Source organism: Pseudomonas sp. P1_A1 (assembly GCF_056406935.1).
In genome coordinates, this window is the sequence record NZ_JBFTZE010000002.1 from 234,964 (window position 1) to 251,423 (window position 16,460).

Annotated in this window: 12 protein-coding genes; all 12 read right to left on the bottom strand. The window is 61.4% G+C overall.

The genetic code is table 11. The features are described 5' to 3' along the window. Positions 1–8: 8 nt before the first annotated feature. Complete coding sequence (locus tag AC1D2Q_RS03975; protein ID WP_477812323.1) at positions 9–4,391, bottom strand: RHS repeat-associated core domain-containing protein; 4,383 nt, start codon at positions 4,389–4,391, stop codon at positions 9–11. Positions 4,392–4,403: 12 nt separating this feature from the next. Beyond that, entirely contained in the window at positions 4,404–4,838 is a 435-nt protein-coding gene (locus AC1D2Q_RS03980) for a DcrB-related protein (RefSeq protein ID WP_477812324.1), read from the bottom strand. Positions 4,839–4,856: 18 nt separating this feature from the next. After that, positions 4,857–6,794: a type VI secretion system Vgr family protein gene (locus AC1D2Q_RS03985; protein ID WP_477812325.1), complete on the bottom strand. Its 1,938-nt coding sequence runs from the start codon at positions 6,792–6,794 to the stop codon at positions 4,857–4,859. 48 nt (positions 6,795–6,842) lie between these two features. Then, the gene (gene tssH, locus AC1D2Q_RS03990) at positions 6,843–9,521 is read right to left on the bottom strand and encodes a type VI secretion system ATPase TssH (protein WP_477812326.1); all 2,679 of its coding nucleotides are present in this window, start codon (positions 9,519–9,521) and stop codon (positions 6,843–6,845) included. Then, positions 9,514–10,566: a type VI secretion system baseplate subunit TssG gene (tssG, locus tag AC1D2Q_RS03995; protein WP_477812327.1), complete on the bottom strand. Its 1,053-nt coding sequence runs from the start codon at positions 10,564–10,566 to the stop codon at positions 9,514–9,516. The genes tssH and tssG overlap by 8 nt, the downstream gene beginning before the upstream one ends. Then, on the bottom strand, positions 10,530–12,389 hold the full coding sequence (tssF, locus tag AC1D2Q_RS04000) for a type VI secretion system baseplate subunit TssF (RefSeq protein WP_477812328.1): 1,860 nt from the start codon (positions 12,387–12,389) through the stop codon (positions 10,530–10,532). The genes tssG and tssF overlap by 37 nt, the downstream gene beginning before the upstream one ends. Then, a complete protein-coding gene (tssE, locus tag AC1D2Q_RS04005; protein ID WP_019580412.1) occupies positions 12,386–12,898 on the bottom strand; it encodes a type VI secretion system baseplate subunit TssE in 513 nt (170 codons plus the stop codon). The genes tssF and tssE overlap by 4 nt, the downstream gene beginning before the upstream one ends. Beyond that, a complete protein-coding gene (locus AC1D2Q_RS04010) occupies positions 12,892–13,332 on the bottom strand; it encodes a hypothetical protein (RefSeq protein ID WP_305447504.1) in 441 nt (146 codons plus the stop codon). Before AC1D2Q_RS04010 ends, tssE begins: the two co-directional genes overlap by 7 nt. A gap of 68 nt (positions 13,333–13,400) precedes the next feature. Beyond that, complete coding sequence (locus AC1D2Q_RS04015) at positions 13,401–13,841, bottom strand: hypothetical protein (RefSeq protein WP_305447503.1); 441 nt, start codon at positions 13,839–13,841, stop codon at positions 13,401–13,403. Next, positions 13,838–14,296, bottom strand: coding sequence for a type VI secretion system amidase effector protein Tae4 (locus tag AC1D2Q_RS04020; protein WP_305447502.1), 459 nt, complete (start codon positions 14,294–14,296; stop codon positions 13,838–13,840). Before AC1D2Q_RS04020 ends, AC1D2Q_RS04015 begins: the two co-directional genes overlap by 4 nt. An 82-nt stretch (positions 14,297–14,378) precedes the next feature. Then, entirely contained in the window at positions 14,379–14,867 is a 489-nt protein-coding gene (locus AC1D2Q_RS04025) for an Hcp family type VI secretion system effector (protein WP_477812329.1), read from the bottom strand. 86 nt (positions 14,868–14,953) lie between these two features. Further along, the gene (gene tssC / locus AC1D2Q_RS04030; RefSeq protein WP_477812330.1) at positions 14,954–16,447 is read right to left on the bottom strand and encodes a type VI secretion system contractile sheath large subunit; all 1,494 of its coding nucleotides are present in this window, start codon (positions 16,445–16,447) and stop codon (positions 14,954–14,956) included. Between the last annotated feature and the right edge of the window lie 13 nt (positions 16,448–16,460).

Below are 16,460 nucleotides of genomic sequence, written 5' to 3' on the forward strand. Positions count from 1 at the left end.
ATCCTTTCCTAATATATGGGTTTTTCAGCTGGGCCGATAAAGTCGCCGGGATCCCTGTATCGGTCCGTGAGTAGTGCACCTTTAGACCGGTTGTGGGAATAGTATTCCAGCTCATAGTTATCTGGGTCGCGCATCCATCCCCTCACTTCTTTGGTTTTGGCTCCATGGAAGCCGCCTTTAGAGTTCCAATATTTAACGGCATCTGTTTTATGCGCCATGTCAGCGTCTTTAATCGAATACCAATTCTTGTCGGTGCTCTGGAATCTCATGTTTTTCCCGGAGCCAATTATTTTACCTTCGGCTCTCATCCGCGCTATCACGGCTTTCCCCGTACGGCTGCTCTTACCAGGCGTTCTGCCTACAGAGTTTAGGCGGCAAGACAGTCCCAGTGGGTCGATCCATTCGAAGGGATTGGGGCCGTATGCATAAAAATTTAAACTGCCGTTTAGACCTATCGGATCCGGCGTAGTAAACCGCCCCACATCCGGATCATAAAACCTGAACGTATTGAAATGCAGCCCCGTCTCCCGGTCCAGGTACTGTCCCTGAAACCGCAGATTCTGCTCCTCAATGTAATACGGCTCGCGCACCTCTTCTAACGTGTTGCCCCACACCCGATAACTCGCCTGCCAGACGTTGTGGCCGTCTGCTTCGGTGAGTTGTTCCGGCAGGCCGTTGAGGTCGTTGTGGTAGTAGCGGATTTTTTGCAGCGGGCCGGTGCCGTCGACCCGGGCCAGGGGTTCGTAACCTTCGTCTTCGTAGAGGTAGAGGCTGGTCTGTTGATGGCGATGTTCCTGCAACAGGCGCAGGCCGTCCCAGGTGAAGCGGGTTTCGCCGAGAGGGTAGCAGTTGGTGTCGTGTACGGTTTTTTCGATGCGCCGGCCCAGTGGGTCGTAGGTCATTCTGACCACGCTGCCGTTTTCATTGCGCACTTCAATCAACCGGCTTTCGGCGTCGTAACCGAAGCGCTGCAGGCCCCGTTGAGCGCTGCGTTTTTCGATCATCCGGCCAAACGCGTCATAGCGATAACGCTTGTCCTGATAGGTCAGCAGTTTGTTGTGCACCACCAGCCCGGCGCCGGGTTGTGGGCCGTCCAGCAGGTTGGCGGCGGCGTCGTAGGCGAAGGTTTCGCGCTGGCCGTGCAGGCTGTCCTGGCTGGCGATGATGCGGCCGGTGGCGTCGTAGTGCAGCAGTTGGCGGTGTTGCGTGGCGGGTTGCTGGTCGAGTTTGCCGATCAGGTTGTCGGCGGGGTCGTACTCGAAATGTTTCTGCACCGCTGGCGGCATCAGCGATGGCTGGCTGCTGTGTCGGCGTTGGCGTGAGCGTAAGCGCCCGCTGCGGTCGTATTCGCTGCGGGTGCTGATCTGGCCCTGGGTGCGCAGCACTTCGCGGTGCAGGCGGTCGCGTTCGAAGTCGCTGATGACCTGGCCGTCGAGGTTGATCTGGTGCARGTGGCCGCTGCCGTAGTACAGGCGATTGAGCCAGCGGCCGTCGGGCAGTTGGGTCTGGATCAGGTTGCCGAGTTCGTCGTAGTGRTRGTGCAGGYTGCCGGCSGCGCTTTGTTCTTCGAGCAAYTGGCCGAGGGCGTCRTAGGCGAAGCTCAGGGTTTGTGCGTTGCCSTGGTGGTCGGTGAAGGTGACGGCGGTGAGCTGGTCCAGTGGGTCGTAGGTGTAGTCGGTGCGGCCATCGTCGGTGACTTTGGCGATCAGCCGGCCGACGGCGTCACGTTCCAGTTGGTGAACGATAGGAGCGGGGGGCGACTCGGGGACGACGGCCAGGCCGTTGCCATAAGGCGCCGGAACAGCCGTGACCGCCGCGACGTTATCCAGCAGGTCATAGGTGTAGCGCTTGGCACTGCCATCCAGATCCTGCTGTTCGGTCAGCCGATCCCCTGCATCCCAGGCGAAGCGATAACTCTCGCCATTCTCATTGGTCAGCGCTTGCAGCCGCCCGTAGCGGTCGTACCCGAACTGCACTTGCCGACCATGGGCGTCGGTACGCTGACGCACCTGGCCGCGACGGTTGTGTTGATAGAGCGTGGTGTGCCCGGCCGGGTCGGTATAACCGGTCAGCTGGCCGCTGACGTCGCGCTGATATTGCTCGGTGCGCCCGTCCGGCAATTGGCTGCTGAGCAACCGTCCCTGGGCGTCGTAGCTGAATTGGGTGCGTTCGCCGAGGGCATCGGTGATGGTTTGCAGATAGCCCCGGTTGTCGTAGTTGAACCGCGTCGGATAACCCGAGCAATCGATGTGTTCGACCAGTTGGCCGAACGGGTTCCAGCGCAGTCTTTTGCTTTTGCCGGTGGCGTCGATGATCTCGACGACCTGGCCTTGGGTGTCGTAGCGGTAGCGGGTGACATGGTCCAGCGGATCGGTTTCGGCGATGCAGTTGCCGCGCTGATCGTAGCGATATTGCCAGCTGTTGCCGGCGGCGTCGGTCTCCACCAGCGGCAAGGCCCAGTGCTCGAGCCATAAGGTCGATTCACTGCGGCCCAGCGGGTCGGTTTCGCCGATCAGGTTGCCGGCGTCGTCGTAGCTGTATTCGTAGCGCCCGCCCTGCGGGTCGGTGGCGCTGAGCAATTGGCGTTCGTCGTTCCACTCGAACTGCCAGGTCTGGCCGAGGTTGTCGGTGTATTCGGTGATCTGGTGCTGGGTGTTCCAGCGTCGTGTGCTGATGCGCTGCAAACCATCGGTGATGCGCGTTGCACCGGCGTTCAGGTCATAGTCGAACTGGTAAGTGTCGCCCTCGTCGGTCCAGTGCCCGACCACGCGCCATTCTTTTTCCTCGATATAAGCCCATTCATAGAAACACCGCAGCCCCGTGGGCAACTGATGCTCGACCATACGCCGCCCGGCGTCGTAGGCGAAGCGCCGTTGCACCTGGCCGGTGGCGTCGCGCACTTCGGCCAGGTTGCCGGCTGCGTCATAGCCGTAACTGACGAGTACTTCGCGGTGTTGGTCGGGGTATAGGCGTTCCACCCGAGCCACGCGAGCGCCTTCTTGAATCAGCTCGACCTGCACCAGATCGAAGGTGTCCCGCAGGCGCGCCAACCGTCCGGTGTCGTCATAGTCGAGGTGGATACGGTTGTCGTTGCGGTCGCCCAATTGATCAAGGCGCAGCAGTGCTGTATTGCCCGGCGTCGGATTGAACAAGCGGTACATGCCGTCATCGCTTTCAATCAACAGTTGTCCATTAACGTGCCGCCGAACACTCAGCCCTTCACCCGCGCTGAACACCGCACCGCCCAAGGGGATCGAACCCATGTCGATGCGCCGGCCCTGTTCGTCGGTATAAACCAACGTTTCCCCGCCCTCGGGGTGAGGCAGGATTTCCACGCGCACCTCGTAGGACACGCTCCAGCCCGTGCCAAACAACCCGTCACGCCGCTCGTCACGGCTGTTGTAGAAGCGCTGCCAATCGATCGGCAAGACGCCCGGCAGCACGAAATCCAGCTCTTCGTCCCCACCCAGCACCTTGGCCCCGGTCGCGGCATGCACCGGGTTCGACGAGCCCATGGCGGCGTTGGCCATGGCGCCCATGGCGCTGCTGACAGCCATCGACGTCGCGCCGCCGATCAGCATGCACGGCAATTTGCTGAAGAATTTGCCCTTGCCGCCCTTGAGCATCAGCAACGCGGTGACCGCCAGCCCCACGCCCGGGGTCTTGCCGCTGCGGATCTCGCGCACCACCACGGAACCGCCACCAATGGTCACGTTCGATGAGATCAGCCCGGACGATACGACCTTGGCATCGCAGGTGCTGCGGTCGCCGCTGCGCACGGCGGGCTGGCCGTTGATGGTGACCTTGTCCGAACCCTCGGCCATGAACTGCGGCGGCATCGGCGGATGCTTCATGCAGACGAGCAGGTCCAGCGGCTTGGGCACTGCGCCGGGCGCCGGGGTGGCGACGGTGGGGCGCCACATCTGCGAGAAGAAGCTCTCGGCCATGTCCAGATAGCTGGGCTCGGCTTGCGGCTCGGGTGCTTCCAGTTCGGTGCCGGCCGGCGCAACATGGGACGGAATCGCCCCGGCGGCGCGGGCGGCGGGGATGTTGTTGGTGAGGGTGTTGGTGGAACCGGTGAGAATATTCGCCTGCACCGTGGGCGGAAACAGCGCATTGCTGAAGCTCTCGCACAGGTTACTCAAGCCCTTGTCGGCCCCGGTCTTGCTCATGGTGAGGCCGACGATCGTGCCCACCACCAAGCCGAGCACGACGCAACCCAACCCCCCGGTGACGACGGTGATGCCCGTGGCCGCCACCACGGCAGCCGTCGCCACCGCGGTGATCGCGATGTTGGCCGCCACCTCCAGCACGCCGCCAAGAATGTCGGCCATCATCGAGGTGTGGCTGAGTGCATCGCCCAGCCGGGCGGCCCAGAGTGCGTCAGACATGCAGGGTGCTCATCAGGCCGGAACGTCGAACAGCAACGAACTCTTGATGGTCGCCCAATGCGCGGCTTCGGCATCGCCGAGTTTTTCCGCCTTCACGTAGCTCAGGGCGAGCATCTTGCGGGTGCCGGGCAATACCAGTGCCAACTGGTATTGGAAGACTTTGTCGTTGCCCTTGTTGAACTGGCTGCGCAACTCAATGCCTTCGACTTCCTGGTTGGCCCCCAGGCGCACGGCGACGCCTGGTTGAAAACGCAAGTCTTGCACTTGTTTTTCCAGGCGCTTGAACTGGTCGTCGAAGTTGCTTTGCAAGGTTTCGCCCTCGGCCAGCAAGCTGCGGCTGACGATCAGCGAAGTGCCCAGTTCAGGGAACTTGAGGATGTTGATCGAGGCGTCTTGCAGTTCGCTTGCCGGGAGCTGGAACTGGAATTCATTGATGCGGTAAGTCATGGCGCTTAAATCTCGTGGTTAACCCTTGGCGTTGGGGAACGCGGCATTGATATTGGCGTCGATGCTGGCCTTGACGCCCTGGCCATCAGGCGTGGCGCCCGCGCCGCCGCCATTGTTCAGGTGCAGTACGCCGCCGGTGTTGATCTCGGCGTCACCGCTGGCATAGACGCTGATTTGCACGCCGGTCAGGTTGATCTGGCCGCTGGCATTGAGCTCCAGGATGCTTTCACCGCACACCAATCGCAGGTTCTCGCCCACTTCGATGACGTAGCTCTGGCTGATGCTGTCGGTCTTGCGCTGGCCTACCGACAGAATGTCTTCCTGCTTGACGATGCGCAGGCGGTTGTTGCCGATGGTCACTGTCTCGTCATGCCCGATGCTCTTGTTGCGGTTGTGGCCGACCGAATGGCTTTCATCCACCTCGACCACGATGTCCTGATTGCGCTCGGCATGGATGTACAACTGCTCGGCGCCTTTTTTGTCTTCCATGCGGATTTCGTTGAAATTGGCCGGTGAGCCGCCCTTGCTCGAACGGCTTTTCATGCCGCTCTGGGTAGCGTTTTCCGGCAAGTCGTAGGGCACGGTCTGTTCGGCGTTGTAGACGCGGCCGGTGATGATTGGCCGGTCCGGGTCGCCTTCGAGGAAGCTGACGATGACTTCCTGGCCGATCCGCGGGATCTGCATCGAGCCCCAGTTTTTTCCGGCCCAGGATTGCGACACGCGAATCCAGCACGAACTGTTTTCGTTGGATTGGTCGTGACGGTCCCAGTAGAAGTGCACCTTCACCCGGCCGAACTGGTCGGTCCAGATTTCCTCGCCCTTGGGACCGACCACCAATGCGGTCTGCGGGCCTTTGACGATGGGGCGCTGGGTGTTGGGAAGCGGGCGGTAGCTTTGTTGGGCGTCGATGCAGGTCAGGCTGCTTTCGAACTGTGCCGAAGCCACGCCGCCGCTGGTTTCCAGGCTTTCCTGGTCAATGTGGTAGCGGGCGCCGACGATCAGGTATTCGCGGTTCTGGTCCTGGCGGCTGAAGCCGGTGAGGCTGAACAAATGACCCGACCCCAGGCCCCGGGCATTGCCGGCCAGCTCGACCTGTTCGTGCAGGGTCTGCAAGGCTTCGATGCGGGTACGGGCGTAGTGCTCGCCGTCTGCGCTTTGCACATAGGTGCCGGGGTAGTCATACAGCGGATAATCGCCGGCGGTGTGCGGACGAGGCATGGCCGAGCGCACGTCGATGCGCGCGCTGGGGCGCTGGAAGTCATAGTCGTTGAGTTCCAGCGAGCCCGGCTGGACTTGCTGGGCCAGGTGCCAGTCGTGGATGTGATCGCGTTCGCGCTGCTGTTCATTCTTGGGGTAGTAGGGCACCGAGGCATAGCCGGGCACGTTGGCATGGGCGCCGTAGGCATCGGCCAGTACCAGCACATGACGACCCTGTTCATGGCGGAAGAAGTAGTAGATTCCTTCCTGTTCCATCAGGCGGCTGACGAAGTCGAAGCTGGTTTCGCGATACTGCACGCAGTATTCCCACTCGCGATAGGGCCGGCTCAGGGTATCTTCGAAATCCGAGAAACCCAGGTCACGAAACACCTGCTTGATGATCTGCGGAATGGTCAGGTTCTGGAAAATCCGGCAATCGGAGGTGCGGGTCAACAGCCATAGCCAGGGCCGCAGCGTGACCTGGTAACTGGCGAACTGGCCCTGGTCGACGTTCTGGCTGCAACGGGCAACGATGCCATGGAAATGACGCTCGCCACCGCCGTCCAGTTGCAGGCTCAGGCACATGGGTTTGCCGAGCAACTGGTTGAGGTCGATGGCGTTGTCCAGCGAGTGCAGCTGCAACTCATAGTTGAACAGCCGCCCCAATTCTTCGTCTCCGCCCATGTCCTTGAGCAACAGCACATCCGGCCCCAGGGGGCTGGTGATCTTTGCCAGGCGTGAGAGTTGCTTGAATAGCATCAGTTATCCCTTGTCACTGCTCGGTTCCTTCCTACGGAGGAGGGCCGCTTAGGCGGCGTCGCTGAAGTCGTAGTGCAATTCGTTGTCCCGGGCGCTGATCCGCACCCCTGCCAGCGCTTTGCCTTCGAGCATGCGGGTGAGGAACTCGCGGCTCATGTCCGGCAGCAGGCTGTTGGTCAGAATGGTGTCGATCATCCGCCCACCACTTTCGGTTTCGGTGCAACGGGAGACGATCAGGTTGATCACCTCATCGTCGTACTCGAACGCCACTTTGTGGGTGTTCTCCACGCGCTTCTTGATGCGGTTGAGTTGCAGGCGGGTAATGGCCTTGAGCATCTCGTCGCTGAGCGGGTAATACGGAATGGTCACCAGCCGGCCCAGCAATGCCGGCGGGAAAATCTCCAGCAGTGGTTGGCGCAGGGCCTTGGCGATTTCTTCGGGCTCCGGCACGTTTTGCGGGTCTTTGCAGACCTGGGCAATCAGCTCGGTGCCAGCGTTGGTGGTCAGCAGAATCAAGGTGTTCTTGAAGTCGATCACCCGGCCTTCGCCGTCCTCCATCACACCTTTGTCGAAGACCTGGAAGAAAATCTCGTGCACATCCGGGTGAGCCTTTTCCACCTCGTCCAGCAGCACCACGCTGTAGGGTTTGCGCCGCACGGCTTCGGTCAGCACGCCGCCTTCGCCATAGCCGATGTAGCCCGGTGGCGCACCCTTGAGGGTGGACACCGTGTGAGCTTCCTGGAATTCGCTCATGTTGATGGTGATGACGTTTTGCTCGCCGCCGTACATGGCCTCGGCCAGGGCCAGGGCGGTTTCGGTCTTGCCCACGCCGGAGGTGCCGGCGAGCATGAATACCCCGATCGGCTTGCTCGGGTTGTCGAGGCCGGCGCGGGAGGTCTGGATGCGTTTGGCGATCATCTGCAAGGCGTGGTCCTGGCCGATGATGCGTTTTTTCAGGTGCAGGTCGAGGTTGAGCACGGTTTCCAGTTCGTTACGGGCCATGCGGCCCACCGGAATCCCGGTCCAGTCGGCGACCACCGAGGCCACGGCCTGGTAATCGACCGTCGGCAGAATCAGTGGCGTTTCCCCTTGCAGGGCGCTGAGACGCTGTTGCAGGTCCACCAGTTTTTCGCGCAAGGCGTGGCTGGTCTCGCTGCCGTCCTCGCTGTCTACCACACCGACGCGCTCGCGCAGGGTGGCGCGGGTGGCGAGCAATTCGTCTACCAGGGTTTTCTCTTCGGCCCAGCGACTTTCCAGCTCGGCGAGGCGTTCGCGTTCGGCACTCAGCAGGTTTTCGCTTTGGGTTTGGCGGGCGCCGATGACGATGCCGATGGCGTGCTCGCGGGCGATGATCTGCAGCTCGGTTTCCAACGCCTCGATGCGCCGACGGCTGTCGTCCACTTCGGCCGGCACGGCGTGCAGGCTGATGGCAACGCGGGCGCAGGCGGTGTCCAGCAGGCTCACGGATTTGTCCGGTAACTGGCGCGCCGGGATGTAGCGATGGGACAGTTTGACCGAGGCTTCCAGGGCTTCGTCGAGGATCTGCACCTGATGGTGTTTTTCCATGGTCGAGGCCACGCCGCGCATCATCAACAGCGCCTTGTCTTCCGACGGCTCGGCCACTTGCACCACCTGGAAGCGGCGGGTCAGGGCCGGGTCTTTTTCGATATGCTTTTTGTACTCGGCCCAGGTCGTGGCGGCCACGGTGCGTAGGGTGCCCCGGGCCAGGGCCGGCTTGAGCAGGTTGGCCGCGTCCCCGGTGCCGGCGGCGCCACCGGCACCTACCAGGGTGTGGGCTTCGTCGATAAACAGGATGATCGGTTTTGGTGAGGCCTGGACGTCTTCGATGACTTGGCGCAGGCGCTGTTCGAATTCACCTTTCATGCTCGCGCCGGCCTGCAACAGGCCAACGTCCAGGCTGCGCAGTTCCACGTCCTTGAGCGACGGAGGCACGTCACCGGCGACGATGCGCAGGGCAAAACCTTCGACCACGGCGGTTTTACCGACGCCGGCTTCACCGGTCAGAATCGGGTTGTTCTGCCGACGACGCATGAGGATGTCTACCAATTGGCGGATCTCTTCGTCACGGCCGACGATCGGGTCAAGCTTGCCACTGCGCGCTTGTTCGGTGAGGTCGACGGTAAAACGCTTGAGCGCTTCCTGCTTGCCCATGGCACTTGGGGCCATGGCGCCACTGGCTTCACCGGGCACGCTGCCGGCGTTGAAACCATCGCTGGCGCTGAGTGCATTTTCCGGCGAGTCGCCGACGTACTCGTCAAAACGCTCGCTCAGGGCCTCGACCTTGATCTTGTCGAACTCTGCCGACAGTCCCAGTAATCCATGGCGCAGGCTCGGCGTCTTGAGGATGCCCAACACCAGATAACCGGTACGCACCTGGCTTTCGCCGAACATCAGGCTGCCGTAGACCCAGCCACGCTCCACGGCTTCTTCCACATGGGAAGACAAGTCAGTGATTGACGTCGAGCCCCGTGGCAAACGGTCCAGGGCTTCGGTCAGGTCCCGGGCCAGGCGCGCCGGCTCGATATTGAACTGGCGGATGAGGCGGTGCAGGTCCGAATCCTGCAATTGCAGCAACTGATGAAACCAGTGGGCCAGTTCCACATAAGGGTTACCGCGCAACTTGCAGAACACGGTGGCGGCTTCGATGGCTTTGTAGGCCACGCTGTTGAGTTTGCCGAACAACGCGGCGCGACTGATTTCACCCATGCTCTTGGCTCCTTGAGATCTGTGAGGTGTTGGCTTGCTCGGCGTAATGCCGGGCCAGTATTAAGTCCTTGGCATCTTTTGCGGGCTTGCCCACCCAGGTATTGAACCCCAGGCGGAAGCGGCCATTGAGTTGCAGCGTCGGCACTTCGGGCTGTTTCAGAACCAGGTTCAGATCCCAGTCCAGTTCATGGCCCAGGTATTCGGCCACCCAGGCCACCAGCTCATTGAAGGATGGGCTGCCGGGCAACATGCTCATGTAGTCGTCCAGCTTGAGCGGCCCCAGGCGAATGCGGAATTTGTGCTGGCGATCCCAGACGCAGCGGCCCAGGCAAAAATCCACGCCCAATTGGTGGGCGCTGACGCCCACGCGGCTGCGCTCCGGCAGCACCAGCCATTGACCGACGTATTCTTCGATCTCCACCGGCAGGCCGAAGTACTCGCCGATGATTGCCTTCAAACCGTCGGGATAGCGGGTCTGTGCCGACAGATGACCGCTGTAATGCAGCTTCGCCGTGTCGGGTATCAGGCCTTGTTTGAGCAGGCTCGGCATGCCTCGACCGCTCAGCGCTGCCAGACGTGCCGACCAGTAGTCATCGTCCGGGCGATCATGGCTGACTGTCGGCCGCGCTTCGGCCCAGGCCCGGTAAAACAGGCTCAGCAGGCGATGGTGGAACACATCCAGAAAGCGTTTGCTGGTGCTGTCGGCGTTGTTGCGCTGGCGTTCACGCACATATTCGGTGAGGTGCAGCGGCAACGGGCCGTTGGGGCCGCCGAGGCCGAAAAAGAATTGCTCCAGGCGCGCCGGCGAACCGTCGATGCCCGGCTGTACCGAGGCCAGGGTCGAGGGGGCGAAGGTGCAATCGGCCTGTTGCCCAAGGCGCAAGGGATCATCGGCCAGGCGCAACGAATGGCCCAGGCGCGGAAGCTCAGGCGATTCGCACTCGATGCGCCGCAATGCCTGGAAGAAGTCGTATTCCCAGGGCTCCTGATGCATCGCGTCCAGGGTATTCACAGGGTCGGACGGCGTCCGGGTTTGGCTTTCCATCGCATGATCTCGCCGCGCTCGGTGGTACGGATCACCGTCTCGGTAAAACTGTTGATCGACACGTAACGTGCCAGGAAGCGCTCGAACACTGCACCGAGCAAGAAGACCCCGGTGCCGCGAAACGCGTTTTCATCGAATTCCAGGGTGATCTCCAACCCACGGCCAAACACGATCGGGCCCGGCATTGGCAAGCGTCGGGTACAGGCCTTGCTGCTGACTTCGCGCAGACCTTCGATCTGCAATTGCAAGGCTGCATCGTTGTCGTCGCCATACAGGCGCAGCAGCTCGCGCAGGGCGGCGGCGCCCTGGCCTTGCTCGCTGAGGGACAAGTAATTGAGCGAAAGCTGGCTGATCAACCGCCAGGCCTTGGCGTCGTGGGCATGGCTGGCGCGTGGGCGGCTCGGGCCTGCCACGCAGCGTATAGCCGCTACCGGTGCGCTGTCGGCCAGGGTGAAGTCGGTCTTGCTGTTGCCCACGCTCAAGAACAGCGGCAGGTCGCGGTTGGTGCACAACGCCGTTACGCCCAATTGGCGCAGGTCGTGACGATAGGGCGCCTGCTGGCCGTCCACCAGACTGACGAAGGTTTCGCTGCCGATGTAAGTCGAACGTGGGCCGTTGCGCCGCTGGCCGCTGGAGAGCATGCGGGRTTCGCGCCGCACCGTGTAATACGCCTGATCGCGGCCGTAGCGAGACGGATCGCGGACGGCATAGAACGGCAAAAAGGGCTGTTCCGACCCGGTGCCATGGCCGGTGAGGGCGGTCAGGGAATGAATCTCGAAATCCATCGGCCGGGTACGGTCGGCGATCACATGGTGTTCATTCACCCGTTCCGACAAGTGGATGCGATCCAGGCGCTTGGGAAACAAGTTGATTGCCGGGGTGCAGAACGGCAGGAACTGCGCGGCACCGACGCTGCCTTCCAGGCTCGGATCATGACGGTTGAACAGCACGATCAACTCCAGTTCCTGACCCTCGCAGCGTTTGACCGCCCGGCTCAACCCGGTGAAGTCGACAAACAGAAAGCGGCGGGGCAGGGCGAAGTATTCCTGCAACAGGCGATAGCCCTGGAAGGCTCGCGAGACCACGGGCAGCGCGGCGTCGGTATCGTCGAACCCCACGGAGCGCAGTGCATCCTGTGGCAGGCGTTCTACCCAATCGCCGCCGGGCTGACGGGCGAAGACGGCGCAGGCGTTGCCCAGCAACTGTTCGTAGAGGCGAAAGGGTTGTTCGTCGGCGCCGTTGAGGTACAACGGCAGGTTGTCCAGGGCCAGACTGTTGAACGGCAGTTCGGCACCGGTGCGCAGGGTCAGGCGCAGGCCAGACTTGGCCTTGGGGGCGCTGGCGGCCAGGCGCCCGAGCACGGCGGACGGGTTGCCGAAGTACTCGGCCTGGCTGACCTGCAATGGCCACAACGTCACCGCATGGGCAGTGCGGTACTCACAGCAGGTTTGGCTTTCGCGACCCAGGGCTGCACGCAGAACCGTATCCCGGGGCAACGGGAAGCCGCTGCTCAGCGAGCCTTCATCGGGGTCGGCCTGCAATTGCACCACGGTCATCGAGGGTGTCGGCGCCAGGTAATGGGGGTACGCGATTTCCAGCAGATTGTGGGTGAAGGTCGGGTATTCGGCATCGAGCTTGAGTTGTACCCGCGCCGTCAGGTAGGCGAACCCTTCCAGCAAGCGCTCGACGTACGGATCGGCGCAGTCCATGCCGGACAACGTCAGCCGACTGGCGATTTTCGGGTACTCCTGGGCGAACTCCGCCGCGCTTTCGCGTACGTGGTGCAATTCCTGGTTGTACAGTTCCAGCAGGCGCGGGTTCATGAGTGTCTCCGCTGGTCGGCGTTGACCACTCGCACATGGCCGGATTCCAGGTCCAGATCGGTTTGCAGCATCAGGCGCAGCGGCACTGGCTGGGCCCAGAGGTCGCCTTCGATCTCGAAACTCAGGGCGTTGTGATTCATCTCGGCAGATGCCCGGGCCCGCACGCGCAGGGTATGGCGCAGAATCCGCGGCTCGAACGTGGCGATGGCCTGGTGGATCAGTGCTTCAAGCGCCGCAATATCGACGTTCGACGCACTGTTACCGGCCAGGGCCGGCAGCCCGAAGTTGACCACCGAAGTGCCGGCCGGTGTGTGCAGCGTCGCATCGGCGCTGAGCAATGACGTGGTGTTCAGCAGCCACGCCAGGTCCCGCAGCACCGAGGCTTTGAGTTGGGTCAGGGACAGTACGCGCTTGTCGGCGCTTTCCTTGAGATTGCTCGGGTCGTCGTCGGTCAACCGGTCCAGCAGGGACGGTTGCAGGCGATCGCGGGTGGCGATTTCGGTTACCACGAGAAATGCGCCACGAAATTTTTCTGGTCCATGACGCCGGTCATACAGCCAGCACTATGGGCGACCTTTGACACTTCCATGGGCTGGCCTTTGATTTGGCGGATGGCCTGATACCGAGCGTCACAATCACGGCTCGGAAGGGGCTCGGGCGTGGAGTGCTCCACGATAATGATTTGGGCGTTGTTGAAGGTTTCGACCCGTGGCTGGCCCTTGCGATCGACACTCAGAAAACAAGGCCATGGCATGTCTAGTTTCAAGATGCTTTGGTCCTGTTTGCGTAACGCACATTGCTGATCGTGGTTTTCCAGAGTCAACGTTTGTCCCGCGACAATGACTTGATTGCTGGGGGCAGCAAGTGGTTGCTGCCCGGCCCAGGCATCGAGGCTCCACGGCAGGCAGCCAGACAGCAGCATCAACAGGGTTCGTTTGATCATTTCAACCCTCAAAGCCCAACCTGTTTTGCGCGATGCGCAGAGTCGTGAGTGATTGCATGCGAAGTCGTTTACCAAGTGAAAAGCGCTGTGTAGTCTTTCTGATCGCCTGCACCGCGCAGGCAACTGGCACTGCGAGAAACCACCGAAGGTTCGAGCTGACCTTTGATCTGGCGTACGGCGCGGTACTCGGACCGACAGTCGCGACTGTTGGCAGGGTCAACGCTTATGTGCAGCACGATGGCAATCGGCACATTGTTGAAGGACTCGACGTGCGGCTTGCCTTGGCGGTCGACCGCAAATTGGCAAGGCCATGGCATTTCGAGCGGCAGCACGCTCTGATCCGGTTTACGCAACACGCAGCGCTGCTGGTCGTTCTCCAGTGTCAGCTGTTGTGCGCCTAGGGTGACTACCTGGTCCGCGGCAGCAGACGGGGCTTGCTGGTCGGCGCACGCGGATACACTCGACAATACGCAACACAGGAGCACAGCGTTTCGGCTGGACTTGATCATGTCAGCTCCCAGAACCAGATGGCTCGGGATCGGTAGGAAGGATCGCTGTACCGGCCGATGGTCAGGCCGCGATTCCACAGGTCGATATGGTCGCCGGTGCGACTGTCCGATGACTCTCCTGTCTGCTGGAAACAATCCTTGAAGAAGATGAGTCCGGTCTTGTCTTGTAGCTTGCGGCGTTCTTCGGCACTTCCACCAAGAATCAGTGGCCGCCCCAGATGATGCTTCCACAACCAGTTCGCCAGCGACTCGGCACCCCGCGCGTGCTCATGTGCACACTTGGGTTCGGTATAGGTGGACTTGTTGACCTTGATGGTCAGCTCTGCATTGAGCGTCATGCTCATGCGGATAGCACACTGGTTTGCCCAAGGGCCATCACAGGGCTTTGCGTCAGGATACGTAACCAGGAGATCGGAATACGCTTTCCACAGATTTATAAACGAAGGCTTGGCCATGACTCAGACACCGGATGGGAAAGGATTGGATTCGAGCAAGCACCAAAATGCCCCCGACGCATAACGACGGGGGCGTGTTCGATTACACCTTGACGTTCTGGCGGATGTTCCAGCCGAACTTGATCGGCCCGCCGTCCTTGGTGCCGTCGGCTTTTTGCGGCTGGTAATCCACCAGCACCTTGGCGAAGTTCAGGGTGACGTTTTCAGTCAGACGATCATCGCTGCCCGAGCCGCCGGTGTTCAGGGAACTGATCAGCACTTCTTCCAGGTTAATGATCATGTACTCGACCTGGCTTTCGCCGCCGGCCTTGCGCACGGTCAGCTTGACCTTGTCGATGTGCTTGCCGCTGGCGCAATGCATCATCAGGTTGGGTGAGGCCTTGTCGACGAACTTGGTCAGCGACAGGTCCTGGACGTTCACCTTGCCGGCACCGCCGCCGCCCCCCACGTGCATATTGCCGGACTGAGACATGCCCCAGCTCCAGTTCAAGACGTCGATTTCGTCCTTGTGGGCCTTGTCCATGGACTCGCCCTTGATGTCGCCGATCTTGATGAAAATATCAACAGCCATGTTCTCTCCCTGTGTGGTGTCTACCACGTTGTGTTGTTCTGATCGCTCCCACGCTGAGCGTGGGAGCGATCACATCAAGGGCGGTGTTACGCGCCTTTGGCCGAAGGCAGCTTGGATACCAGGCGCAGCGACACCGTCAGACCTTCGAGCTGATAGTGCGGGCGCAGGTAGAACCGGGAGTTGTAATACCCCGGGTTGCCTTCCACCTCTTCGACAATCACTTCGGCCGCCGCCAATGGATGCTGGGCCTTGGTGGTTTCGGTGGAGTGCGCTGGGTCACCGTCGACGTAGTTGAGGATCCAGTCCTGCAACCAGCGCTGCATTTCGTCCTTCTCTTTGAAGGAGCCGATCTTGTCGCGCACGATGCACTTCAAGTAATGGGCGAAACGGCAGGTGGCGAACAAGTAGGGCAGGCGCGCGGCCAGGTTGGCGTTGGCGGTAGCATCCGGGTCGTCGTACTCGGCCGGCTTTTGCAGCGACTGGGCGCCGATGAACGCGGCGAAGTCGGTGTTCTTCTTGTGCAGCAGCGGCATGAAACCGTTCTTCGCCAGTTCCGCTTCACGGCGGTCCGAAATGGCGATTTCGGTCGGGCACTTCATGTCCACGCCACCGTCGTCGGTCGGGAAGGTGTGCGCCGGCAGGTTCTCCACTTCACCACCAGACTCCACGCCACGAATGCGCGAGCACCAGCCAAAGTGTTTGAACGAGCGGTTGATGTTCACCGCCATCGCGTAAGCGGCGTTGGCCCAGGTGTACTTGGAGCTGTCGGCGCCGTCGGTGTTTTCTTCGAAGGCGAAGGCTTCCACCGGGTCGGTCTTGGCACCGTACGGCAGGCGTGCCAGGAAGCGCGGCATGGTCAGGCCGATGTAACGCGAGTCTTCCGACTCACGCAGCGAGCGCCAGCCGGCATATTCCGGGGTGGTGAAGATCTTGGTCAGGTCGCGCGGGTTCGACAGTTCCTGCCACGAGCCCATGCCCATCACGGTCGGCGAGGCAGCGGCAATGAACGGCGAGTGCATGGCGGCGCAGACTTTCGACAGTTCGCCCAGCAATTCGACATCCGGCGGCGACTGGTCGAAGTAGTAATCGCCTACCAGGCAGCCGTAAGGTTCGCCGCCGAACTGGCCGTACTCTTCTTCGTACATCTTTTTGAAGATCGGGCTCTGGTCCCACGCGGTGCCCTTGAATTTCTTCAGGGTCTTGTGCAGGTCGGTCTTGGAGATGTTGAGCACGCGGATCTTGAGCTGCTCGTCGCTCTCGGTGTTGTTGACCAGGTAGTGCAAGCCACGCCAGGCGCTTTCCAGTTGCTGGAACTCCGGGTGATGGATGACCTGGTTGACCTGGGCGGTGAGCTTGGCGTCGATGGCGGCGATGATCGACTCGATCGACTTGATGGCGTCGTTGGACACCAGGTCGGTCTGCGCCAGGGCCTGTTCGGCCAGGGTGCGCACGGCGGTCTCGACGGCTTCGCGGGCGCGTTCGGTCTTGGGTTTGAATTCTTGCAGCAGCAGGGAGGCGAACTCGCTGGCTTCTTCGGTGGTGCCCAGTGTCTGGGCGTCTGCGCGTACTGGATCGGTCATGATCATTCGTCCT

Bases quoted from the DNA above. Each gene is read 5' to 3' on its own strand.
- AC1D2Q_RS03980 (WP_477812324.1), bottom strand. From the start codon at position 4,838: ATGACTTACCGCATCAATGAATTCCAGTTCCAGCTCCCGGCAAGCGAA.
- AC1D2Q_RS03985 (WP_477812325.1), bottom strand. From the start codon at position 6,794: ATGCTATTCAAGCAACTCTCACGCCTGGCAAAGATCACCAGCCCCCTG.
- tssH (WP_477812326.1), bottom strand. From the start codon at position 9,521: ATGGGTGAAATCAGTCGCGCCGCGTTGTTCGGCAAACTCAACAGCGTG.
- tssG (WP_477812327.1), bottom strand. From the start codon at position 10,566: ATGGAAAGCCAAACCCGGACGCCGTCCGACCCTGTGAATACCCTGGAC.
- AC1D2Q_RS04010 (WP_305447504.1), bottom strand. From the start codon at position 13,332: ATGATCAAACGAACCCTGTTGATGCTGCTGTCTGGCTGCCTGCCGTGG.
- AC1D2Q_RS04015 (WP_305447503.1), bottom strand. From the start codon at position 13,841: ATGATCAAGTCCAGCCGAAACGCTGTGCTCCTGTGTTGCGTATTGTCG.
- AC1D2Q_RS04020 (WP_305447502.1), bottom strand. From the start codon at position 14,296: ATGGCCAAGCCTTCGTTTATAAATCTGTGGAAAGCGTATTCCGATCTC.
- AC1D2Q_RS04025 (WP_477812329.1), bottom strand. From the start codon at position 14,867: ATGGCTGTTGATATTTTCATCAAGATCGGCGACATCAAGGGCGAGTCC.
- tssC (WP_477812330.1), bottom strand. From the start codon at position 16,447: ATGACCGATCCAGTACGCGCAGACGCCCAGACACTGGGCACCACCGAA.